Origin of the sequence: Streptomyces sp. NPDC058464 (genome assembly GCF_042721035.1) — a bacterium.
GTDB lineage: Bacteria > Actinomycetota > Actinomycetes > Streptomycetales > Streptomycetaceae > Streptomyces.
The window spans coordinates 253,168-275,619 of record NZ_JBHXMA010000006.1; the positions used below are offsets into that span (position 1 = coordinate 253,168).

The window sequence follows — 22,452 nt, forward strand, 5'->3', positions numbered from 1 at the left end:
CGCCCCTTCAGGGGCGCGGGGAACTGCGCGATCAACGCCCACCGGCCCGCACTCTGACAACCGCCCTGCAGTACCCGGCCCCGCCGGCGGAGCCCCCCCCGCGTCGTTTGGGTCGATGTCAGACCCAGGACCTAGTCTGTGCACCGTGACTTCGCCTGCATCGACGGACACCGTGCCGCCCCAGCTCAGCGCGCGGCCGCGCCCCGCACCGGGCCCGGCCGCCGACGAGGGGCTGGCGCGGCGGCTGCGTGCGCTCGCGTGCACCGCGCCGCTGCACGACCTCGACGCGCGCAAGGCGAACCTCGCCGGCGAGTACTCGGTGTACGGCATGGCCGAGGTGGCCCTCTCCGCCATCGACCTGGTCACCCTGAACATGGACTTCGACACCGGCGCCGACCACGAGCAGATCGTCGCCCGGCTGATCCCGCGCATCTCCGCCCAGACCCCGCACCGCCCGGTCGCCGAGCACGAGCGCGTGGCCCGCTGGGTCCTGGAGAACCTGATCAACGTCGGCAGCGTCGACCGCGGCTTCCGCGCGGTGTACGGCACCTTCGCGCCGGACGGGTCGTACGTCCGCCGGGACTACGACTTCAAGCTCATCGAGGAGGTGCCGGGCCCCGGCGGCACGGTGTACCTCCGCACCACCGACGAGGCGGTCAACGTCCTCGTCGGCGCCCTCGACACGGACGTCACCAGTGCCCAGATCGCCGCCGAGGTCAAGCTCGAGGTACTGATCAACCGCGGCCGGCTCGCCGACGCCCAGCTCGCCGCGGAGCAGGCCCGCTACCGGACCGTGCAGTACTCGGAGAGCCTGCGCCGGGCCCTGGAGGCCACCCGGCGCAACGTCCGCGCGGTGGACTGGCTCAACGCCGTCCCCGACATGATCGCCGAGGCCCTGGACCACGTCGCCGACCGGTACCGGCACGAGAACGCGATCCTCACCAACATCCGCAAGGCCCGCGACGAGACCGAGGAGCCCGAGAACAAGCGGCGCGCCGCCGAGCTCGTCGACATCGTCAAGGACTGCATCCGGCGGCACACCCAGTTGCAGTCGCGACTGCTGGAGGCCGGGCCGCTGTTCCGCGCGGAGCAGGACCGGCAGGCGTTCGCGACGCCCATGACGACGTCGGGGACGGACCTGTACGGGCACCTTCTCGCGCCGCTGCTGCCGTTGCCGCTGGAGCAGGCGAGCCGGGTCACGGGGGCGTTCTTCGCGCGCGGGACCGGGCTGCGGACGCCGGTGTCGGTGCGGGTGGGCGACCTCGTCGACATACTGCTGACGCCGCCGGTGGAGCGGGAGCACCTGGGTGCGGAGATGCCGGAGCCGGACCTCATCGCCACGCCGGACGACAGCCGGTTCAGCGAGGAGCAGCTGGCCGACGCCATGCGGCTGCTGGATCTTCCGGCTGACGCGCCACGCCGGCTGTCGGGGTTGCTGGCGGAGGCGCGGCGAGTCGGCGGCGAGGACCTGGCCTATCTCGTCGCTCTGCTGGCGGTGCACGCCGCGAGCCCGGCCGTGGGCACGGCCTATCGGCAGGGCGAGGAGAAACTGCTGTTCGCGGTGGACGACGGCACGGAGCTGGACGATCCCGGATTCGGGGGCGCCGATCTGATCGTGGGGACTGCTTTGCTGGATGCGGTGGGGATGGCTGCGGATCGGACCGAGGCCGCGTGATGTCGTGTGCCGGGTGCGGGTCGTCTGTGGCTGGTCGCGCCCACGCGGCGGTAGCCGCACATTCAACACAGCCCCGCGCCCCTTTCGGGGCGCTGCCCGCCGGCCCTGTTTTCAAGATCAAGGAGTTGTCGTTGTGAGCGAGTACGTCGAGGCCGAGGCGTCTGCCGGGACGGCTCACGCTGCCGTCACGCCCGCCGACGCCGCCGACGCGGCTCGGCTCGTCGCCTTCGGGTTGCAGCCCAAGCTGCAACCCGCGCGTGACCAGGAGTACACCGAGCTGCTGCGGCGGTACCGGGAGGATCCTCCGTTCGCGCGGCTCGCCGATGCCGTGGCCGCCGGGCTGGGGCTGGTGGTGCTGGAGGTGTCCCCCCGCGCGGGGATGGCCGTGGCCGCGGCCGAGGACTCGGTGTTCGCCGTTCGCATGGGCGACTACGCACGTCGCACGTCCGCGGACGGCAGCGACCGGTTCCTGCACGGGCTCGCCCATCTCGCCGTCGCCGCCCTGGCGTTCCCGCGCCCCGAGGACCTGGCCGACGACGGTTACATCGGGCGGATCACGGTCAACGGCGTCGACGCCTTCGTCCGGCAGGCCTGCCGCCGCCTGGAGGAGCGGGCCGACGAGCTGGGGGAGAACACCGACCCGGCCACGGACGCGCCCGGCCTGGAGGCCGCCTGGCGGATCTGGGCCAGACGCAGCGCCACCGGCGCCACCAAGGACGCCCGCCGGCTGGCCGGTTCCACCACCGGCATCATCGGCAAGGCGGTCGTCTTCCTCACCGACTCCGGGTTCCTCCAGCGCACCGGTGACGACCAGGGCGGCACATACCGGACGACGGCCCGCTACCAGCTCCAGGTCCGGGACATGGCCGGCAGCGCCGCCATGGCCGAGCTGCTGGAGCTCGGCGTCGTCCCGGTCACCGACGGCACGGCCAGTCTGATGCCCGCCGACGACACCGAGGACCTGGACCTGGTCTCCGACGCAGGTCTGCCGTTCCACTCCTGACCTGTTCCTGAGTAGTTCCTGAGCCGTCACCACCCTTTCCCACGTCTTACGAGAGTCCGCCATGTACGAGCTGTCCCGGGTCCGCCTCTACTCCATCGGGCCGGCCGGTGCGCGCTACGCCGACACCGTGCTGGACCTGCGGGGTGTCGGCGAGCCCGTGCCCGACCCCGCGCCGACCCAGGCGGAGTTCTTCGAGGAGGAGCCGGTCGGCCCGCCGCGCCGGCCCGCGCCCGCCGGGGTGCTCTTCCTGGAGAACGGCGGCGGCAAGTCGGTCCTGCTCAAGCTGATCTTCTCGGTGATGCTGCCGGGGCACCGGAACACCCTCGGCGGCGCCAGCTCCGGCGTGCTGCGCAAGTTCCTGCTCGCCGACGACTGCGGACACGTCGCCCTGGAGTGGCAGCACACCCTCACCGGCGAGTGCGTGGTCGTCGGCAAGGTGAGCGAGTGGCGGGGACGGCAGGTCTCCAACGACCCGCGGAAGTTCGCCGAGGCCTGGTACTCGTTCCGGCCCGGCCCCGGACTCTCGCTGGACAACCTGCCCGTCGCCGAGTCCACCGCCGTACGGCCGCCCGTCGAGGGAGCCTCCGGCGCGCAGGGGCGGCGGCGCACCATGAAGGGCTTCCGGGACGCCATCACCGAGGCGAGCAAGTTCTATCCGCATCTGGAGGTGCACTGGGAGGAGATCCACGACCGCTGGATCGAGCACCTCGGCGAACTCGGCCTGGACCCCGAGCTCTTCCGCTACCAGCGCGAGATGAACGCCGACGAGGGCGAGGCCGCCGGCCTCTTCGCGGTGAAGAAGGACTCCGACTTCACCGACCTGCTGCTGCGGGCCGTGACCGACACCCGGGACACCGACGGGCTCGCCGACCTGGTCGGCGGCTTCGGCAACAAGCTGGGGCGGCGCGCCGAGCTGATCGCCGAACGGGACTTCACCGCCGGGTCGGTGGACCTTCTCGGGCGGATCGTGGAGGCCGCGGAGGCGCGGTCACGCGCGCGTGACATCCACGCCGGCGCCGAGCGCCGTACCCGCACGCTGGCGCGGCGGTTGTCCGCGCGGGGTGCGCAGGAGCGGGTGCGCGCCGCCGACCTCGCCCAGCGGGTCACGGCCGCCGCCTACGCCGTCACGCACTCCGAGGGCGCCCGGGAGCGCAGCGCGCTGATCGCCGCCGAACTCGCCTACCGGCACGCCTCCCTGGCGCTGGCCGTCGGCGAGAAGTCCGCCACCGCGCAGAAGCGCGAGCTGGCCGACGCGCGCACCCTGCACTCCGCCTGGCAGGCCGCCGAGGCCGTGCTGCGCCACCGCGCCGCCGCCGACCGCGTCGCGCGCGTGGCCGCCGCCATCCAGGAGGCCGAGCGGGACGCGGCCCCCGCCCTCGCCGCCCGTGCCAAGGCCGCCGTCGAGCTCGTGCGGGCCCTGCACGCGGCCGCCGAGAGCGCCGAACACCTCGCCAACGAGGAGGAGGAGCGGTCCGCCGCACTCCAGGAGGTCAGCGACTCCGCCCACCGGGACTCGACCTCGGCCGCCACCGAGGCACAGCGCGCCCGCAGCGAGGTCGGTCACCTCCGGCAGCGGCTCGGCGAGGTCGAGCAGGAGACCGCCGAGGCCGTCCGCGCGGGCTGGCTCGACGACAGCGCCCCGGACGCCGACCCGGCCCGGGCCGCGCTCGCGGCGAGCGACGCCGAGAAGACCGCCGTGGCCGCCTGGGACACCGCCCGCGAGGCCTCCCGCAGGGCGAGCGAGCACGCCCGCGAGGCGGCCTCCGCGGAGTCCCGCGCCGAACTCACCGCCGCCCGCGCCGCCGACGCCGCGACCGCGGCCGAGCGGACGTACGACTCCGAGAAGCGCCTGGCCGAGAGCCTGGCGGCGGAGGAGCGGCTCACCGAGCTGCTGGGTCTCACCGGCTCGCGCACCGCTATTCCGCGGCCCCGGCACGAAGACGGCGACGACAGGCTCACCCCCGAGGAACTCGACCGGTTCGCCGACGAGTTGCGGGAACTGCTGGACGACGCCGTCGGTTCCGCCGAACGGCACCTGTTCGAGCTGCGCACCGCGGCCGCCGACGACTCCCGGATCCTCGGCGCCCTGGGCGACGGCGGACTGCTGCCGCCCGGCCCCGACGTCCTCGCCACCGTCGAGTTCCTCGGCGAACACGGCATCCCGGCCCTGCCCGGCTGGCGCTACCTCGCCCAGGCCGTCGACCCCGCCGACCACGCGCGCGTGCTCGCCGCCCGCCCCGAGCTCGTCGACGGCGTCATCATCACCGACCCCGACACGCACGCGCGTGCCCGCGAGACACTCGGCGAGGCGGCCCTGCTGCCGCGCTCCGCGGTCGCCGTCGGCACGGCCGCCGCCCTGCTCGCCCCGACCCCGCCCGCCGCTGACACCCCGGGCGACGTGTTCCTCGTACCGCCGAACCCGGCCATGCACGACGAGCGCGCCGCCGACGAGGAGCGGCAGGCGCTGCGTGCGCGGGCCACCGAGCGCGACGAGGAGATCCGGGCTCTCGCCGCACGGCTCGGCAAGGACCGCGAGCTGGCCGCCCGGCTCGCCTCCTGGCGCACGGGCTGCCCGGCCGGACGGCTCGTGGAGCTGGCGCAGGAGGCCCGGGACACGCGGGTGTTCGCGGAGGAGTCCGAGGCCGAGCTGGCCGAGGCGCGGACCGTGCGCGCGGAGACCGAGGAGACCGCCGCCGAGGCCGCCCAGGTACGCGACGAACGGCAGGAGGCCGCCCAGCGCGCCCGGCGCGCGGCTGACGCCCTCGCCGGCCTCGCGTTCCGGCTGCGCGAACGGGCCGGCTGGCAGGTCAGACTGCGCGAACTCGCCGACGAGGCCACCGAGTCGGAGGCCCGCGCCCAGTCCTGCCTGGAGCGCGCCCGCGTCGCCGACGAGGACCGGCGCGCCGCCCAGCGCGCCGCCGACGACGCCCGCCGCACCGCCCGCGCGCTGCGCGCCGAGCGCTCCGAGATCGCCGGCGCCCCCGACGACGTGCCCGAGACCGACGAGGACGCCCCCAAGTCCTCGCTGCCCGCCCTGCGCGAGGCCTACCGGGCCGCCTCGCAGGTGTACGAGAAGGTCGGCGTCGGCGCCGACCTGCGCGCCGAGCAGGCCCGTTCGGAGGGCGACGAGAGCGCCGCGCTCACGGAGCTGGAGCGGCTCAGCAACAAGGTCCGCACCCGCGCGGAACAGCTGCTCCAGTCGCCGGACGGCGCCGACGGCCCCTCCCGGCAGGCCGCCGCCGCCCGCGCGGAGGAACTGGTGCAGCTCCTGGAGACCCGCATGTCGACCGCGAGCGAGCAGCTCGGGCGGCTCCGCGGCGAGGCCGAACGGCACGCCCCCGAGGACGGCGAGGCGCACACCGAGCTGCCCGAGGAGCTCCAGCCGCGCGACGCCGAGCACGCACAGGCGCTGCTGCGCACGGCGACGGCCGAACTCGCCACCCGCACCGAGGCGTTGGCCCAGGCCCGGGAGGCGCACGTCGAGCTGCTGGACACGCACCGCGCGGCCGAGGACGCGGCCGGCGGCATCGAGGAGATCGCCGCCATGCTCCGCGACCTGCTGCGCGAGCACACCGCAGAGGAGGAGCAGGAGGAGCCCGAGCCGTACCCCGGCAGCCTGGAGGAGGCCCGGCACTCCGCCGCCGAGGCCCGCAGGTCGCTGCGCGGCTGCGCCGGTGACCTGTCCGCCGCCGAGGCCGCCGTCCGCGAGGCGAGCGACGTCCTCGTGCGGCACGCCAACGCCACCCGGTACGAGGCGGTACGGACCCCCGCGCGCCAGCAGATCCGGGAACTGCCCGCCTCCGCGCTGCCCGAGCACGCCCAGAAGTGGGCGGACGCCTTCGCGCCCCGCCTGCGGGTGCTGACCGACGAACTGGCCCAGCTGGAACGGAACCGGGACTCGATCGTGGACCGGCTGCGCGGGCTCGTCGAGTCCGCGCTGGCGACCCTGCGCTCCGCCCAGCGGCTCTCCCGGCTGCCCGAGGGGCTCGGCGAGTGGTCCGGGCAGGAGTTCCTCCGTATCCGCTTCGAGGAGCCCGACCAGGCCACGCTCAGCGAGCGGCTCGGCGAGGTCGTCGACGAGGCGACCCGGGCCGCCGTGAAGAAGAACTCCGACCTGCGGCGGGACGGGATGTCCCTGCTGCTGAGGGGAGTCGCGGCCGCGCTCCAGCCGAAGGGCGTCGCCGTCGAGATCCTCAAGCCGGACGCGGTGCTGCGCGCCGAACGGGTGCCGGTGGGGCAGATGGGTGACGTGTTCTCCGGCGGACAGCTGCTGACCGCGGCCATCGCCCTGTACTGCACGATGGCCGCCCTGCGGTCCAACGACCGGGGCCGGGACAAGCACCGGCACGCGGGAACGCTGTTCCTCGACAACCCCATCGGGCGCGCCAACGCGACCTACCTGCTGGAGCTCCAGCGGGCCGTGTCGGATGCGCTGGGCGTGCAACTGCTGTACACGACCGGCCTGTTCGACACGACGGCACTGGCCGAGTTCCCGCTCGTCATCCGGTTGCGGAACGACGCGGACCTGCGGGCCGGCCTGAAGTACATCAGCGTGGAGGAACATCTCCGGCCCGGGCTGCCGCAGCAGCCGCAGGCGGGAGAGGCCGTGCACAGCGAGATCACCGCCACCCGGATGTTCAAGAAGCCGTCGGCCTGACGGCCCCCGCTACTCCGCCGGATACGGATGACCCGATACGGATCCGGCGGGCTCAGGGGTGTGTCAGCTGTCCGGCCTGGCCGCCCCGCCGCCGTATCCGCTCCTGTTCACGAGCGGCGGCCCGCTCCTGCCGCCGGGCCGTGCGCCGCTCGCGGCGGAGCGTGCGGGCCGTGCTGCTCGGCTCCGAGACCACGCCGTTGCGCTGATTCCACACCTGACGCGTCACCAGGACGTCGACCGCGCTCCAGGTGGCCACCACCGTGCTCGCCACGCTGCTGATCACCATCGGGAACGCCAGCCAGGACTCCGCCATCGTGCAGAAGAACGCCACCATGGCCAGCGTCAGCGTGACAGCGATGATGATCACCGCCCGCACCGCCGACGTCCGCACCGGATCCGGCATCCGGTACCGCTTGGCAGGCTCCTCGACCCACAACGGCCGGTACTGCGGCTGCTGTTGTCGCACCGTCGGGCGCGCCGCCGTACCGTCCTCGGGCGCCATGCGCCGCTGAGCCGTCCCCATCAAGGTGTCACTCCCCACCGCCAGGCAAGCCCTCGCACCGGTGTCCGACGACCCCGGCTCCCCAGTGGCTGCCCGGCTTGCGCTGTTTTACGCCGCCCGGATGGGAGATGCGGCACCTGTGGCCGAATCTGCACCCATCACCCGCCTACAAGGACGAACGAACTCGCCCGATGATTCCCAACCGGGGAAAAATTCCGGCCAACTGATCCTTCGTGCCGTTCCCGCCCCACTCGCGTGAAGTCGCCGCGATCGCGGTGGCAATCTCCCGCAATGCCCGGACAACTCATCCTGTCTGTCCGCCATGTCCCGGCTGCGAGGCGGAAGTTCACCGTCCGGACAGTTCTTCGAGTTATCCGTGTGACGGTAGTAGGCTCGCGCCGTTTGTTGACGTACATGTGTACCCCCGGCCGGTGGGGGTCGAGCTGGGGGAGGCCATGCGCTTTCGCGGGAAGTCGATCCGCCGGAAGATCGTGGCGCTGCTTCTCGTGCCGCTGGTGTCCCTGACGGCCGTCTGGGGCTTCGCGGCCGTGCTCACGGGACGCGAAGTCACCCACATGTTCCAGGTGTCGTCGATCGTCGAGGACATCGGCTACCCCACCGAGGACGCGGTCCGCGCCCTCCAGCAGGAACGCAGGCAGACCCTGGTCTACCTCGCCGACCCGCGCGCGTCCGACGCGCTCACCGCGCTCGACCGCACGCGCGCCGCCACCGACGAGACCGTGGCCGAACTCCGCAGGAACGCCCGGGAACAGCAGGTACGCGACGGCCTGGACGCCGACGACAGCGAACGCCTCACCGCCGAGCTCGACGGTCTCGACGGCATCGACCCGCTGCGGCGCAGCGTCGAGCAGGGCACCGTGGACCGCGCCCAGGCCCTCGCCCTCTACGACGCCGTCGTCGACCCCTGCTACCTGCTGCTCGGCTCCCTCGACGGGACCGACGACGTCGAGATCGACAAGCAGGCCCGCGCCCTCGTCAACATCACCCGCGCCCGCGAGCTCGTCTCCCGCGAGGACGCCCTGCTCGGCTCCGCCCTGGTGGTCGGGAAGGTCTCCCGCGAGGAGACCCGCGAGATCTCCGACCTCATAGCCCAGCGCACCCTCCTCTACGACATCAGCCTCCCGGTGCTGCCGGCCAGTGAACGCGACCGCTTCGACCGATTCTGGAGGAGCGCCACCACCGCCCCGCTGCTGGCCGCCGAGAAGTCCGTCCTCGCCGCCGGGTCCGGCATGCCGAACGACGTCAGCGCGAAGAGCTGGGACACCACCGCCGGCAATGTGCTCGAAGAACTGCGCACCCTCGACGACCAGGTCGGCAACCGCTTCGAGGACCGCATCCGGCCTGTCGCCGTCAACGAGTTCGTCCAGGCGGCCGTCGTCGGTGTCCTCGGCCTGGCCGCCGTGCTGTTCTCACTGGTCATGTCGGTCAGGGTCGGCCGCAGCCTCATCCGTGACCTGCGGCTGCTGCGCCAGGAGGCGCACGAGGCGTCCGGGGTCCGGCTGCCCAGCGTGATGCGCAGGCTGTCCACGGGCGAACAGGTCGACGTGGAGACAGAGGTCCCGCGCCTGGAGTACGACAGGAACGAGATCGGCGAGGTCGGCCAGGCCCTCAACACCCTGCAGCGCGCCGCCGTGGAGGCCGCCGTCAAGCAGGCCGAGCTGCGCTCCGGCGTCTCCGAGGTCTTCGTCAACCTCGCCCGCCGCAGCCAGGTCCTGCTGCACAAGCAGCTCACCCTGCTCGACACGATGGAGCGCAGGACCGAGGACACCGACGAGCTCGCCGACCTCTTCCGCCTCGACCACCTCACCACCCGGATGCGCAGGCACGCCGAGGGTCTCGTCATCCTCTCCGGCGCCGCCCCCTCGCGGCAGTGGCGCCGGCCCGTCCAGCTGATGGACGTGGTGCGCGCCGCCGTGGCCGAGGTCGAGGACTACGAGCGCATCGAGGTCCGCCGGCTGCCCCGCGTCGCCGTCACCGGCCCCGCCGTCGCCGACCTCACCCACCTCGTGGCCGAACTCCTGGAGAACGCCACGGTGTTCTCGCCGCCGCACACCGCCGTGCAGGTCCTCGGGGACCGCGTCGCCAACGGCTTCACCCTGGAGATCCACGACCGGGGTCTCGGCATGGCGGCCGAGGCACTCCTGGACGCCAACCTGCGGCTCGCCGAGACGCCCGAGTTCGAGCTCTCCGACACCGACCGGCTCGGCCTGTTCGTGGTCAGCCGCCTCGCCCAGCGGCAGAACGTCCGCGTCTCGCTCCAGCCGTCCCCCTACGGCGGCACCACGGCCGTCGTCTTCCTCCCCGACGTCCTGCTGACCGACGACGTCCCCGACACCAACGGGGTCGGTTTCCGTCTCGACCGTGACCGCCCGGCCAGGGAGGCCGAACCCCAGGAGGGCCGCGTCACCGCGCCGGCCCAGACGGCGGCAGAGCGGCCAGGGCTGCCGGCCGCGCTGCTGGACGGCCCGGTCGAGCTGGAGGCACCCGTCGACCTGGACGCCCTGGAGGACTTCCCGGGAGCCCTCACCGACGACGACAGCGAGCGCGGCGGACTGTTCCGCCCCCGCCGCTCCCTCGCCCGCGCCGACGACATCACGCCCGCCGTGACCGAACTTCATCAGCCGGCCCGCGAGACCGCGGACGGCTTCGGCGACGAGCACCCCGGCGGCCCGGTACCGCTGCCCCGGCGACGGGCCCCCAAGCTGGTCAGCTCGCACGGCAAGCCCGTCACCGAGCAGCGCTCCCGCCGCGTCGAGCCGGACGGCCGGGAGGACCGGGACGGGCGGGACCGGGCGGACCAGGGTCGCGCCGAACCGGGCGGACTCGCCCCGCTGCCCTCCCGCCGCCGCACCGACCCGTCCTCGCACCGCGCCATCGGCTCGGCCGACCGTGCCGTCGGTTCGGCCGACCGTGCCGAGGAACGCACGGCGCCCCGGGCCGGCGGTCCGGCCGAACCCTCCGGACCCCCCGCCCTGCCCCGCCGCACCCGCCGCTCCGCGATCACCGCCGGCAGCGGCACCGACGACTCCGTCCCGCCCCTCGGCAGCACATCCCCGGAAGCCGCCTCCGGCACCCGGCCGCTGCCCAGGCGGGTACGGCAGGCCAACCTGGCCCCACAGCTGCGACAGGAACCCGCAGCCCCCGCCGTGCGCGAGCCGGACCCCGTCGAGCGCGACGCCGACGAGGTCCGCAGCCGCATGGCCTCGCTCCAGCGTGGCTGGCAGCGCGGCCGTGCGGAGAACGCCGAGGACGACGGTTCCCGGAACAGCACAGCACAAGGAACGACTAAGGGGGACGGTCGATGACCGATCCGAAGGCGACCGGCCACACGGCGACGAACAAGGGCGAGCTGAACTGGCTGCTGGACGAACTCGTGGACCGGGTCGCCAGCATCCGCAAGGCCGTGGTGCTCTCCGGCGACGGCCTGCCCACCGGTGTCTCCAAGGACCTCAGCAGAGAGGACAGCGAGCACCTGGCCGCCGTGGCCTCCGGCTTCCACAGCCTCGCCAAGGGCGTGGGCCGCCACTTCGAGGCGGGCAGCGTCCGGCAGACCGTCGTCGAGCTCGACGACGCCTTCCTGTTCGTCACGGCCGCCGGCGACGGCAGCTGCCTCGCCGTCCTCTCCGACGCCGACTCCGACGTCGGTCAGGTCGCGTACGAGATGACGCTGCTGGTCAAGCGGGTCGGCGTACATCTGGGGTCCGTTCCGCGTACCGATCTGCCCTCGGGCGGGTAGTGGGATGACATGAGCGGAGACGGTCAGGGAAGAAGTCACTGGTTCGACGACGAGGCCGGACCGGTCGTCCGTCCGTACGCCATGACACGGGGCCGCACCACCAGTGCGGCCCAGCACCGGCTCGATCTGATCGCGGTGGTCGTCACGGAACCGCACGTGGACGATCCGGACGACGACCGGACGCTGTCCCCCGAGCACGTGGACATCGTCGAGCTCTGCCGCGACGCCCCGCAGTCGGTCGCCGAGCTGGCTTCGGAACTCGATCTGCCCGTCGGCGTGGTCCGGGTCCTCATCGGAGACCTCGTCGACGGGGAACTCGTCCATGTCAACCGGCCGGTACCCCCGGCCGAGCTGGTGGACGAGAGTATTCTGCGCGACGTGATCAACGGCCTCCGGGCGCTGTGACCGGCGCGGAAGCGGAGTAGTGACGTGACAGGCTGGCAGTTCTGGGTCGACCGCGGCGGTACGTTCACCGACGTCGTCGCGCGGCGCCCGGACGGCCGGCTGCTCACCCACAAACTGCTCTCCGAGAACCCCGCGCGGTACGCCGACGCGGCCGTGGCCGCCGTGCGCGAACTCCTCGACGGCTCCGGCGACCCCGTCGACGCCGTCCGCATGGGCACCACGGTCGCCACCAACGCACTTCTCGAACGCAAGGGCGAGCGCACCCTCCTCGTCATCACGCGCGGCTTCCGCGACGCCCTGCGCATCGCCTACCAGAACCGCCCCCGCATCTTCGCCCGCCGCATCGACCTGCCGGAGCTGCTGTACGAACGGGTCGTCGAGGCCGACGAGCGCGTCGCCGCCGACGGCACCGTCCTGCGCGCCCCCGACCCGGACGCACTGGCGGGCCCGCTCCGGGAGGCGTACGACGACGGGATCCGCGCCGTCGCCGTCGTCTGCATGCACAGCCATCTGTACCCCGCCCACGAGCAGGCGATCGGCGAGCTGGCCGCCCGCACCGGCTTCCCGCAGATCTCGCTGTCCAGCGAGGTCAGCCCGCTGATGAAGCTCGTCCCGCGCGGGGACACCGCCGTCGTCGACGCCTACCTGTCGCCCGTGCTGCGCCGCTACGTCCGCCGGGTCGCCGACGAACTCGAAGGCGTACGGCTGATGTTCATGCAGTCCAACGGCGGGCTCGCCGAGGCCGGGCAGTTCCGCGGCAAGGACGCCATCCTCTCCGGACCCGCCGGCGGGATCGTCGGCATGGCCCGGATGTCGCAACTCGCCGGCTTCGAGCGGGTCATCGGCTTCGACATGGGCGGCACCTCCACCGACGTCTCCCACTTCGCGGGCGACTACGAACGGGTCTTCACCACCCAGATCGCCGGCGTCCGGCTGCGCGCCCCCATGCTGGACATCCACACCGTCGCCGCGGGCGGCGGCTCGGTGCTCCACTTCGACGGCTCCCGCTACCGCGTCGGCCCGGACTCGGCAGGCGCCGCCCCCGGCCCGGCCTGCTACCGGGGCGGCGGCCCGCTGGCCGTCACCGACGCCAACGTCATGCTCGGCCGGATCCAGCCGGCCCACTTCCCCCAGGTGTTCGGGCCGGGCGGGGACCAGCCGCTGGACGCCGGACTCGTCCGCGACCGCTTCACCGGGCTCGCCCGGGAGATCCGCGAGCGGACCGGCGACGACCGCACCCCCGAACAGGTCGCCGAGGGCTACCTGAGCATCGCCGTGGCCAACATCGCCAACGCCGTGAAGCGGATCTCCGTCCAGCAGGGCCACGACGTCACCCGCTACGCCCTCACCACCTTCGGCGGGGCCGGCGGCCAGCACGCGTGCATGGTCGCCGACTCGCTCGGCATCCGCACCGTCCTGGTGCCGCCCATGGCGGGGGTCCTGTCCGCGCTCGGCATCGGGCTCGCCGACACCACCGCCATGCGCGAACAGTCCGTCGAGGCCCCCCTGGAACCCGCCGCCATGCCGGGCATCCGCAAGACCGCCGACGACCTGGAGGCCGCGGCCCGCGCCGAACTCCTCGCCGAGGACGTCCCGCAGGACCGCGTCGAGGTCACCCGCCGCGCCCAGCTCCGCTACGACGGCACCGACACCACCCTCACCGTCGAACTCACCGAGTCCGACGCGATGAAACACGCCTTCGAAGAACGTCATCGCGCCACGTACTCCTTCACGCTCGACCGCCCGGTCGTCGTCGAAGCCCTCTCCGTCGAAGCCACCGGCATCACCGAACCCCCCGATCTCTCCGCCCTCGCCCCGTACGGGGGCGGCCCCGCCGCACCCGAGACCGTCCGCCTCCACACCGGCGGCGCCTGGCGCGACGTACCCCTCCACCGCCGCGAGGACCTGCCCCCCGGCGAGACGGTCACCGGCCCGGCGATCATCACCGAGGCCAGTGCCACGACCGTCGTCGACGACGGCTGGCGGGCCGCGGCGACCGACGACGGGCATCTGGTCATGGAACGCGCGACGGTCACGCAGAGTTCCGATCTCGACACGAAAGCCGACCCGGTCCTGCTCGAGGTCTTCAACAACCTGTTCATGTCGATCGCCGAACAGATGGGCGCCCGGCTGGAGTCGACGGCCCAGTCCGTCAACATCAAGGAGCGCCTGGACTTCTCCTGCGCCCTGTTCGACCCGGACGGGAACCTGGTGGCCAACGCCCCGCATATCCCCGTCCACCTGGGCTCCATGGGCACCAGCGTCAAAGAGGTCATCCACCGCCGCGGCGCCTCGATGCGGCCCGGCGACACCTACGCCGTCAACGACCCCTACCACGGCGGCACCCACCTGCCCGACGTCACCGTGATCACCCCGGTCTTCGCCACGAAGGGTGACCGGATCCTCTTCTACGTCGCCTCCCGCGGCCACCACGCCGAGATCGGCGGCATCGCCCCCGGCTCGATGCCCGCGAACAGCCGCACCATCGACGAGGAGGGCGTCCTCTTCGACAACTGGCTGCTCGCCGAGAACGGCCGGTTCCGGGAGACCGAGACGCAGCGCCTGCTCGCCGACGCCCGCTACCCGTCCCGCAACATCCGCACCAACCTCGCCGACCTGCGCGCCCAGATCGCCGCCAACCGCAAGGGCGTCGACGAAGTCGGCCGGATGATCGAGGAGTTCGGCCTCGACGTCGTCCAGGCCTACATGCGGCACGTCCAGGACAACGCCGAGGAAGCGGTCCGCCGGGTCGTCGACGCCCTGGACGACGGCGCGTACGCCTACGAGACCGACTCCGGCGCGGTCATCCGGGTACGCGTGCGCGTGGACCGCGACAACCGGCGGGCCACCATCGACTTCACCGGCACCTCCGCCCAGCTCGGCACCAACTTCAACGCCCCGTTCGCCGTCGTCAACGCGGCCGTGCTGTACGTCTTCCGCACCCTCGTCGCCGACGACATCCCGCTCAACGACGGCTGTCTGCGCCCCCTCGACATCGTCGTACCGCCCGGTTCCATGCTCGCCCCCGAACCGCCGGCCGCCGTCGTCGCGGGCAACGTGGAGACCTCCCAGGCCATCACCGGCGCCCTCTACGCGGCGCTGGGCGTCCAGGCCGAGGGCTCCGGGACCATGAACAACGTGACCTTCGGCAACGAACGCCACCAGTACTACGAGACCGTCGCCTCCGGATCCGGTGCCGGCGACGGCTTCCACGGCGCGAGCGTCGTACAGACCCACATGACCAACTCCCGGCTCACCGACCCGGAAGTCCTGGAGTGGCGGCTGCCCGTCCGCCTCGACGAGTTCGCCGTACGGCGCGGCAGCGGCGGCGCGGGCCACTGGCACGGCGGGGACGGTGCGGTGCGCCGTATCCGATTCCTCGAACCGATGACCGTCTCCACCCTCTCCCAGCACCGCCGTGTGCCGCCGTACGGTATGGCGGGCGGCGCGCCCGGCGCGCTCGGCGCCAACCGGGTGGAGCGGGCCGACGGCACGGTCACCGAACTCGGCGGCAGCGACGCCGCGGACGTCGGCCCCGACGACGTACTCGTCGTCGAGACCCCGGGCGGCGGCGGATACGGACGCCCGGCACCCGGCACCCGAACCCCTCAACGACCCCAGCAAGCAGGAGAAGAGAACGATGATCTTCGGGCGATCTGAGCGCGGCAAGCCCCCGGTCGAGCCCGTCACGCTCAAGATCCTCGTGGCCGGCGGCTTCGGCGTCGGCAAGACGACCATGGTCGGCGCGGTCAGCGAGATCAGGCCGTTGCGCACCGAGGAACTGCTCACCGAGGCCGGGCGACCGGTCGACGACACCTCCGGCGTCGAGGGCAAGCACACCACCACCGTCGCCATGGACTTCGGCCGCATCACCCTGCGCGAGGACCTGGTGCTGTACCTGTTCGGCACGCCCGGGCAGGAACGGTTCTGGTTCATGTGGGACGAGCTCGCCGAGGGCGCGCTGGGAGCCGTCGTGCTCGCCGACACGCGCCGCCTGGAGGACTGCTTCGCGGCCGTCGACTACTTCGAGCGGCGTTCCATTCCCTTCCTCGTCGGCGTCAACTGCTTCGAGGACGCGGCCCGGTACCCGGTGGAGTCGGTGCGTCAGGCCCTCGACCTCGACCCGGACGTACCGGTCGTGCTCTGCGACGCCCGGGACCGCGAGTCGGTCAAGGAGGTGCTCATCGGCGTCGTCCGGCACGCGATGGCGTACGCGGCGGGCCACCGGCAGTCCGTCACCGGCTGACCGGCGGCGGCACGGCCCGTACCCCCGCCGACCGGGGTACGGGCCGTGGTCCCGGGGATGGTTACTCGCCGTCCTCCAGCCAGCCGAAGCTCTTCTCCACCGCCTTGCGCCAGTTCGCGTACTCGCGGTCGCGCACCGACGACGCCATGGCGGGCGTCCACTCCACGTCCTTCTGCCAGTGCGACTTGAGCTCGTCCAGGTCGTTCCACACACCGGTCGCCAGGCCGGCCGCGTAGGCGGCGCCCAGGCAGGTCGTCTCGGAGACCCGGGGCCGGATCACCGGTACTCCGAGGACGTCGGCCTGGTGCTGCATCAGGAGGTTGTTCCCGGTCATGCCGCCGTCCACCTTCAGGGTGGTGATCTGCACCCCGGAGTCCTGGTACATGGCGTCCACGACCTCCCGCGTCTGCCAGCTGGTCGCCTCCAGGACCGCGCGGGCGAGGTGCGCCTTCGTGACGTACCGGGTCAGCCCGGTGACGACCCCGCGGGCGTCGGAGCGCCAGTAGGGTGCGAACAGGCCGGAGAAGGCGGGCACGATGTAGGCGCCGCCGTTGTCGTCGACGCTCGCCGCCAGGGTCTCGATCTCGTCGGCGGAGCGGATGATGCCGAGCTGGTCGCGGAACCACTGGACGAGCGCGCCCGTGATCGCGATCGAGCCCTCCAGGCAGTAGACGGGCGCCTCGTTGCCGATCTTGTAGCCCATCGTCGTCAGCAGCCCGTTCTTGGACGGCACCGGCCGGTCGCCGGTGTTGAGCAGCAGGAAGCTGCCCGTCCCGTAGGTGTTCTTCGCCGTGCCGACGTCGTAGCAGGCCTGGCCGAAGACCGCCGCCTGCTGGTCGCCCAGCGCGGAGGCCACCGGCACCCCGGCGAGCTGGCCGACGGCGGTGCCGTACACCTCGGCGGACGACCTGATCTCGGGGAGCACCGCCTCGGGGACGTTCATCGCGGCGAGGATGGCGGGGTCCCACTGGAGGGTCTCCAGGTTCATCAGCATGGTGCGCCCGGCGTTGGTGACGTCGGTGACGTGCCGGCCGCCGTCGGGGCCGCCGGTGAGGTTCCAGATCAGCCAGGAGTCGATGGTCCCGAAGGCGATCTCACCGCGCTCGGCCCGGTCCCGCAGCCCGGGCACGTTGTCCAGCAGCCAGGCCGCCTTGGGCCCGGAGAAGTAGCTGGCCAGGGGCAGGCCGGTCTGCTCCCGGAAGCGGTCCTGGCCGTCGCTGCCGCCGAGTTCGTGGCACAGGGCCGCCGTACGGGTGTCCTGCCAGACGATCGCGTTGTGCACGGGCTTGCCGGTGGCCCGGTCCCACAGGACGGTCGTCTCCCGCTGGTTGGTGATGCCCAGCGCGCTCAACTGGTCGGGGCGCAGCCCCGCGTTGGCGAGCGCCCCGGCCACCACGGCCTGCACCTTGGACCAGATCTCGGTGGCGTCGTGCTCCACCCAGCCCGGCTTGGGGAAGATCTGGCGGTGCTCGCGCTGGTCGACGGCGACGATCGCGCCGCCGTGGTCGAAGATGATGCAGCGGCTCGACGTGGTGCCCTGGTCGATTGCGGCGACGTACTTCTCGGCGGTGTCCGTCATGGGTACCCCTTGGTCGCTGGGTCGGAAGGCTGCGTGGGTGGAAGGGCCGCGGCGGGCCGTGGGCGCGTCGGGCCGGAGGACCGCGCCGAGTCAGAAGGCCGCGTTGTAGATCAGGCCCGCGAGGACCCCGCCGACGAGGGGGCCGACGACCGGGATCCAGGCGTAACCCCAGTCCGAGGTACCCTTGTTGGGGATCGGCAGGAAGGTGTGCACGATCCGGGGGCCGAGGTCACGGGTCGGGTTGATGGCGTAGCCGGTGGGGCCGCCGAGCGACAACCCGATGCCGACGACGAGCAGCGAGACGACCAGCACGGTGGTGCCGGACTCGCCGAGCCCCTTGGTCAGTCCGAACGCGAGGATCGGCAGGACGAGCGCGATCGTCGCGATGATCTCGGTGACGAGGTTGGCCACCGGGTTCCGGATCTCCGGGATGGTGGAGAAGATGCCGAGCGTCGGCGTCGGCTCCTCTCCCGACTCCTCGTCGGGCACGTTGGCCTGGAACTGGGCCAGGTAGACGAGATACGTCAGGACGGCGCCCAGTATCGCGCCGACGAGCTGGCCGAGCAGGTAGACCCAGACCTTGCCCCACTTCCCGGTGTCGACGGCGATGCCGATGGTGACGGCGGGGTTCAGCTGTCCGCCGGAGAGGGGAGCGGCGGTGTAGGCGCCGGCGAGGACGCCGAATCCCCAGCCGAACGCGATCACCACCCACCCCGAGGCCCGGGCCTTGGAGTGTCTCAGGGTGACCGCGGCGCAGACCCCCGCACCGAACAGGATCAGGATGGCCGTACCGATGACCTCGCCGACGAATATGTCTCCGTTGCTCATGGCGGCTCCTAGGGCGCTGGCCGGGGATCGACCCCGGCGCTCCGAGCAGGAACGGTTCCCTTGGCGACGTCAGCCGAAGGCAGGGAAGGTCCCGCGCCCCGCCCGGCGTCTGTGACGAGCGTGCCGTGGCGGCCGAATCGCCCATGGGGAGCGGGCCTGGAGGCAGGAGCGGCCCATGGCGCAGTGCCTGATTACGCCGAGAATGTACGGCGATGTCGACCGACACCGGAAGTTTTCACCGGCACCAGGGGAGCGTCAAGGTCGCCGACGGCAACGATGACACGCAACCCGCGGGAGAGCAGTTCTCACGGCTCCACCGCCGCGTACCCGGCCTGGGCCGGGTACGCGCCCGAGCCGCGCCGGATCTCGTACCCGGGCAGCCCCGCCCGCCCCAGCACCCAACTCGCCCCGTGCAGTGCCTTGGCGGCCTTCTTGAGCGGCGCCAGACACGCGGCCGCCTGCCGGTGGTCGGCCACACCGCCGGGACCGCACACGACGGTGGCCAGGGACAGCGTCACCGGACGCCCGCCCGCGGACCAGGGTGCGTCGAGCAGGGCGGCGACCCGATCCAGCCCCGCCTCGTCGGCGAGCACCAGGAAGTCGTCCCCGCCGATGTGCCCCACGCGCGCGTGCCCTACGGCGGCCTCCTGCAAGGCCCGCGCCACCGAACGGATCAGCTCGTCGCCCGCGGCGAACCCGGCACCGTCGTTCACCTGCTTGAAGTGGTCGATGTCCAGCCAGCTCAGCGCGAAGACCCGGCCGTCCGCGAGCCACCGGTCCACCTCGCCCGTGATCGCGTCCGAACCGGGCAGCCGCGTCAGCGGGTTGAGCCCGGCCGCCTCCTCGACCCGGGTCTCGGCGAGTGCCCGGACGAGGTCGGCGAGGCGTACGACGCCCATGCAGCGCCCGAACCGGTCGACGACCGCCACGTCGTCCGAGGTGCGGTCCCGGCCGCCGACGGCCACCACGTCCAGCACCTCCCAGGCGGTCGCGTCGACGCCGACGGTGCGCGGTGCGTCGCCCAGCTTGAAGGCGGGGCGGTCCGCGTACAGGGCGTGCCCGTAGCGGCCGGACATCGACAGCAGGAAGCGGGAACGGTGCACCGACCGGACGGGGGTGCCCGTCTGGTCCACCAGGAGTACGCCGGAGACGTCCGGGGAGCCGGTCAGCAGCGCCCGCACCTGCAACGCGGAGGCGGTGACGGGCAGGAGCGCGGCCGGCCGGATGAACTCCCGCACGTACGGCCCGGAGTGCGGTGTCGGCACTGTGGCGGGGGCGGGCGGCGGAACGTACACCTCCGCGACCGGGATCCGGGCGGGTGGCGCGAACAGCTCGCCCTGGGCCAGCTGCGCCCCGGCCGACAGCGCCGCCGAGTACTGGAGTTCGGTCTCCACGCCCTCGACGGCCACCAGGGCGCCGAGTTCCTCGCACAGGGTCCGCATCGCCCGCACCGCGGCCGGCCGGGCGAGCAGCGAGGCGTCGAGCTTGACCAGGTCGGGGGAGAGGTCGGTGAGCAGCCGCAGCGGCACGTCCCCGTCGCCGATGCCGTCCGCGCTGATCCGGAAGCCCAGGCCGCGCAGCGCCGCCACAGCCTCCAGCAGGGCCCGCTGCGGCACGTGCGTGTACGGCGGGACGATGTCCAGGGTGACCTCCCAGGGCATCCGTCCTGCCTCGCGGATCGCCTCGGGAAGCGGTCCGATGCCGCCCAGGTCGGCGAGGGTGGCCGCGAAGACGTTGATGTGCAGCGGCAGCAGGGTCTCCTTGCGGGCCGCCGCGCGCAGGGCCAGCACGGCCAGTCTGCCGTCGAGTTCGGGATCGCGGCGGGCTTCGGCGAGGATGTCGCCGGTCTCGGGGCGGGCGAGGATCTCCAGTGCGGCGATCCCGCCGGTCGTCAGATTGACCACCGGCTGGAAGGCGAAACGGAGAGCATCCGTCCAGGTGCGCACGGGAGCATGATGACGCCGCCGGCGTACGCCCAGGGGCAGTTCATGAGACGTTCACGCACCCTTTCGGGGTGCTCACACAGGGTAGGGACCTCTGCTGTCACTCCCGTCCCGTCAGCGCACCGCTATCACGGACGAGCCGTGTCCGAACAGCCCCTGGTTGGCCGTGATCCCGACGCGTGCGTGCGCCACCTGCCGGTCGCCCGCCGCGTCCCGCAACTGCCAGGTCAGCTCGCAGACCTGGGCGATCGCCTGGGCCGGCACCGCCTCCCCGAAGGACGCGAGCCCACCGCTGGTGTTGACCGGTATACGGCCGCCCGGGGCCGTCGCGCCCTCGCGCAGCAGCTTCGCCGCCTCGCCCTCGGCGCACAGCCCCAGATCCTCGTACCACTGCAACTCCAGCGCGGTGGACAGGTCGTACACCTCGGCGAGGGACAGCTCCTCGGGGCCGACGCCCGCCTCCTCGTAGGCGGCCCGTGCGATCGACGCCCGGAAGGTCTCCGCCGCCGGCTCCACCACCGCCGCGGAGTCCGTGGCGATGTCCGGCAGGTCCAGCACCGTGCTGGGGTAGCGCGGGGTCACCGTGGACACCGCGCGGATCCGCACCGGACGCGTCACCCCGTGCCGGCGCGCGAACTCCAGGCTGGACAGCACCAGCGCGGCCCCGCCGTCGGACGTGGCGCAGATGTCCAGCAGCCGCAGCGGATCGGCGACCACCTGGGAGGCGGCGACCTCCTCGGCGGTGACCCGCTTGCGGTAACGGGCGTACGGATTGAGCGCCCCCAGGGCCGCGTTCTTCACCTTGACCAGGGCGAAGTCCTCGGGGGTGTCCCCGAACACCGCCATCCTGCGGCGCGCGTACAGGCCGAAGTACGTCGGATTCGTCGCCCCCAGCAGCCGGAAGCGCAGCCAGTCGGGGTCGTCCGGCCGGTCGCCGCCGGCGGGCCGGAAGAAGCCCTTGGGCGCCGCGTCCGCGCCCACCACGAGCACCACGTCCGCGAGGCCCGCGAGGATCTGGGCCCGCGCCGCGGCGACCGCCTGGGCCCCGGACGCGCACGCCGCGTACACGCTCGCGACCCGCGCCCCCTGCCAGCCCAGCGCCCTGGCGAAGGTCGCGCCCGCCACATAGCCGGGATAGCCGCCACGCACCGTGTCCGCGCCCACGATCGAGCCGATGTCCCGCCACGCGAGTCCGGCGTCCGCGAGCGCCGCGCGGGCCGCCGCCGTCCCGTACTCGACGAAGCTCCGCCCCCACTTGCCCCAGGGGTGCATGCCCACGCCGAGCACCGCCACGTCCGCCGTCATGCCGTCACCCCCGTCGGCCGCCAGTGCCAGGTCGTCCAGGTCGTCTCCGCGTCCTCGCCCAGGACTCCGGGGACGGCCTCGACCTCCATGCCCACCGCCAGATCGGCGACGGTGATCCCGGGAACCGCCTGTCCCAGCACCACGATCCGCTCGGACTCCAGCTCCACGGCGATCAACGCGTACGGCTCCCACGGAAGTTCCGGGTCACTCACATAGGGTGACGGCGGACGGTATCTGCTGTCGGTGTACGACCAGATCCGTCCGCGCCGGGAGAGCGGGACCTCCTCCAGGTCGCCGCCCGCGCAGTGGGGGTTGCGGCAGTGGACGTCCTCGCGCGGGAAGAAGACCGAGGCGCAGGCCGTACAACGGGTTCCCAGCAGCCGGAATCCGTCCCCCTCGTCCGTGAACCAGCCGTCGACCGCCGGTGTGCGTGTACGCGACAAAGCCCCTCCAGGACACCAGATCTGACGGAACGTCAGAAGTGTGCCACGGGCCGCCGGAATTGGGCAGGCCATGCCGGCGTACCCCGCGGCCCCGCCCGCATCGGGTTCC

Annotated in this window: 14 protein-coding genes; 8 read left to right on the forward strand and 6 right to left on the reverse strand. The window is 72.9% G+C overall.

Annotation, left to right across the window (positions count from 1 at the left end):
* Nucleotides 1-145 precede the first annotated feature (145 nt).
* The 3 genes from ACFWPQ_RS11540 (at nucleotide 146) to ACFWPQ_RS11550 (ending at nucleotide 7,335) form a co-directional block, all read left to right on the forward strand.
* On the forward strand, nucleotides 146-1,675 hold the full coding sequence (locus tag ACFWPQ_RS11540; RefSeq protein WP_384032291.1) for a hypothetical protein: 1,530 nt from the start codon (nucleotides 146-148) through the stop codon (nucleotides 1,673-1,675).
* A gap of 133 nt (nucleotides 1,676-1,808) precedes the next feature.
* Nucleotides 1,809-2,678, forward strand: a complete 870-nt coding sequence (locus ACFWPQ_RS11545; RefSeq protein ID WP_384032293.1) for a hypothetical protein — start codon at nucleotides 1,809-1,811, stop codon at nucleotides 2,676-2,678.
* 61 nt (nucleotides 2,679-2,739) lie between these two features.
* On the forward strand, nucleotides 2,740-7,335 hold the full coding sequence (locus ACFWPQ_RS11550) for a hypothetical protein (protein ID WP_384032295.1): 4,596 nt from the start codon (nucleotides 2,740-2,742) through the stop codon (nucleotides 7,333-7,335).
* Nucleotides 7,336-7,387: 52 nt separating this feature from the next.
* On the opposite strand, the gene ACFWPQ_RS11555 is transcribed toward ACFWPQ_RS11550, so the two are convergent.
* Entirely contained in the window at nucleotides 7,388-7,858 is a 471-nt protein-coding gene (locus ACFWPQ_RS11555) for a hypothetical protein (protein WP_384032297.1), read from the reverse strand.
* A gap of 434 nt (nucleotides 7,859-8,292) precedes the next feature.
* On the opposite strand from ACFWPQ_RS11555, the gene ACFWPQ_RS11560 reads away from it, so the two are divergent.
* Genes ACFWPQ_RS11560 through ACFWPQ_RS11580 form a run of 5 tightly spaced genes read left to right on the forward strand, consistent with a single transcriptional unit; the run spans nucleotide 8,293 to nucleotide 16,245 of the window.
* On the forward strand, nucleotides 8,293-11,163 hold the full coding sequence (locus ACFWPQ_RS11560; protein ID WP_384032339.1) for a nitrate- and nitrite sensing domain-containing protein: 2,871 nt from the start codon (nucleotides 8,293-8,295) through the stop codon (nucleotides 11,161-11,163).
* Nucleotides 11,160-11,594: a roadblock/LC7 domain-containing protein gene (locus ACFWPQ_RS11565; RefSeq protein ID WP_384032298.1), complete on the forward strand. Its 435-nt coding sequence runs from the start codon at nucleotides 11,160-11,162 to the stop codon at nucleotides 11,592-11,594. Before ACFWPQ_RS11560 ends, ACFWPQ_RS11565 begins: the two co-directional genes overlap by 4 nt.
* A gap of 9 nt (nucleotides 11,595-11,603) precedes the next feature.
* Nucleotides 11,604-11,999, forward strand: a complete 396-nt coding sequence (locus ACFWPQ_RS11570) for a DUF742 domain-containing protein (protein ID WP_351719200.1) — start codon at nucleotides 11,604-11,606, stop codon at nucleotides 11,997-11,999.
* A gap of 24 nt (nucleotides 12,000-12,023) precedes the next feature.
* Nucleotides 12,024-15,659, forward strand: a complete 3,636-nt coding sequence (locus ACFWPQ_RS11575; RefSeq protein ID WP_384032300.1) for a hydantoinase B/oxoprolinase family protein — start codon at nucleotides 12,024-12,026, stop codon at nucleotides 15,657-15,659.
* Nucleotides 15,640-16,245, forward strand: coding sequence for an ATP/GTP-binding protein (locus ACFWPQ_RS11580; RefSeq protein WP_384032302.1), 606 nt, complete (start codon nucleotides 15,640-15,642; stop codon nucleotides 16,243-16,245). The genes ACFWPQ_RS11575 and ACFWPQ_RS11580 overlap by 20 nt, the downstream gene beginning before the upstream one ends.
* Before the next feature lie 61 nt (nucleotides 16,246-16,306).
* On the opposite strand, the gene glpK is transcribed toward ACFWPQ_RS11580, so the two are convergent.
* From glpK to ACFWPQ_RS11605, 5 genes are all read right to left on the reverse strand, one after another.
* Entirely contained in the window at nucleotides 16,307-17,824 is a 1,518-nt protein-coding gene (gene glpK / locus ACFWPQ_RS11585; RefSeq protein WP_384032303.1) for a glycerol kinase GlpK, read from the reverse strand.
* 90 nt (nucleotides 17,825-17,914) lie between these two features.
* Nucleotides 17,915-18,652 carry an MIP/aquaporin family protein gene (locus tag ACFWPQ_RS11590; protein ID WP_384032305.1) on the reverse strand — a complete coding sequence of 246 codons (738 nt, stop codon included), beginning with the start codon at nucleotides 18,650-18,652 and terminating at the stop codon, nucleotides 17,915-17,917.
* Between the two features lie 305 nt (nucleotides 18,653-18,957).
* Nucleotides 18,958-20,598 carry a GGDEF domain-containing protein gene (locus ACFWPQ_RS11595; protein WP_384032306.1) on the reverse strand — a complete coding sequence of 547 codons (1,641 nt, stop codon included), beginning with the start codon at nucleotides 20,596-20,598 and terminating at the stop codon, nucleotides 18,958-18,960.
* 111 nt (nucleotides 20,599-20,709) lie between these two features.
* Nucleotides 20,710-21,900, reverse strand: coding sequence for a lipid-transfer protein (locus tag ACFWPQ_RS11600; protein ID WP_384032308.1), 1,191 nt, complete (start codon nucleotides 21,898-21,900; stop codon nucleotides 20,710-20,712).
* The gene (locus ACFWPQ_RS11605; RefSeq protein ID WP_384032310.1) at nucleotides 21,897-22,343 is read right to left on the reverse strand and encodes a Zn-ribbon domain-containing OB-fold protein; all 447 of its coding nucleotides are present in this window, start codon (nucleotides 22,341-22,343) and stop codon (nucleotides 21,897-21,899) included. The genes ACFWPQ_RS11600 and ACFWPQ_RS11605 overlap by 4 nt, the downstream gene beginning before the upstream one ends.
* Nucleotides 22,344-22,452: the final 109 nt, after the last annotated feature.

Bases quoted from the DNA above. Each gene is read 5' to 3' on its own strand.
- ACFWPQ_RS11550 (WP_384032295.1), top strand. From the start codon at position 2,740: ATGTACGAGCTGTCCCGGGTCCGCCTCTACTCCATCGGGCCGGCCGGT.
- ACFWPQ_RS11560 (WP_384032339.1), top strand. From the start codon at position 8,293: ATGCGCTTTCGCGGGAAGTCGATCCGCCGGAAGATCGTGGCGCTGCTT.
- glpK (WP_384032303.1), bottom strand. From the start codon at position 17,824: ATGACGGACACCGCCGAGAAGTACGTCGCCGCAATCGACCAGGGCACC.
- ACFWPQ_RS11590 (WP_384032305.1), bottom strand. From the start codon at position 18,652: ATGAGCAACGGAGACATATTCGTCGGCGAGGTCATCGGTACGGCCATC.
- ACFWPQ_RS11580 (WP_384032302.1), top strand. From the start codon at position 15,640: ATGATCTTCGGGCGATCTGAGCGCGGCAAGCCCCCGGTCGAGCCCGTC.
- ACFWPQ_RS11600 (WP_384032308.1), bottom strand. From the start codon at position 21,900: ATGACGGCGGACGTGGCGGTGCTCGGCGTGGGCATGCACCCCTGGGGC.
- ACFWPQ_RS11570 (WP_351719200.1), top strand. From the start codon at position 11,604: ATGAGCGGAGACGGTCAGGGAAGAAGTCACTGGTTCGACGACGAGGCC.
- ACFWPQ_RS11565 (WP_384032298.1), top strand. From the start codon at position 11,160: ATGACCGATCCGAAGGCGACCGGCCACACGGCGACGAACAAGGGCGAG.
- ACFWPQ_RS11555 (WP_384032297.1), bottom strand. From the start codon at position 7,858: ATGGGGACGGCTCAGCGGCGCATGGCGCCCGAGGACGGTACGGCGGCG.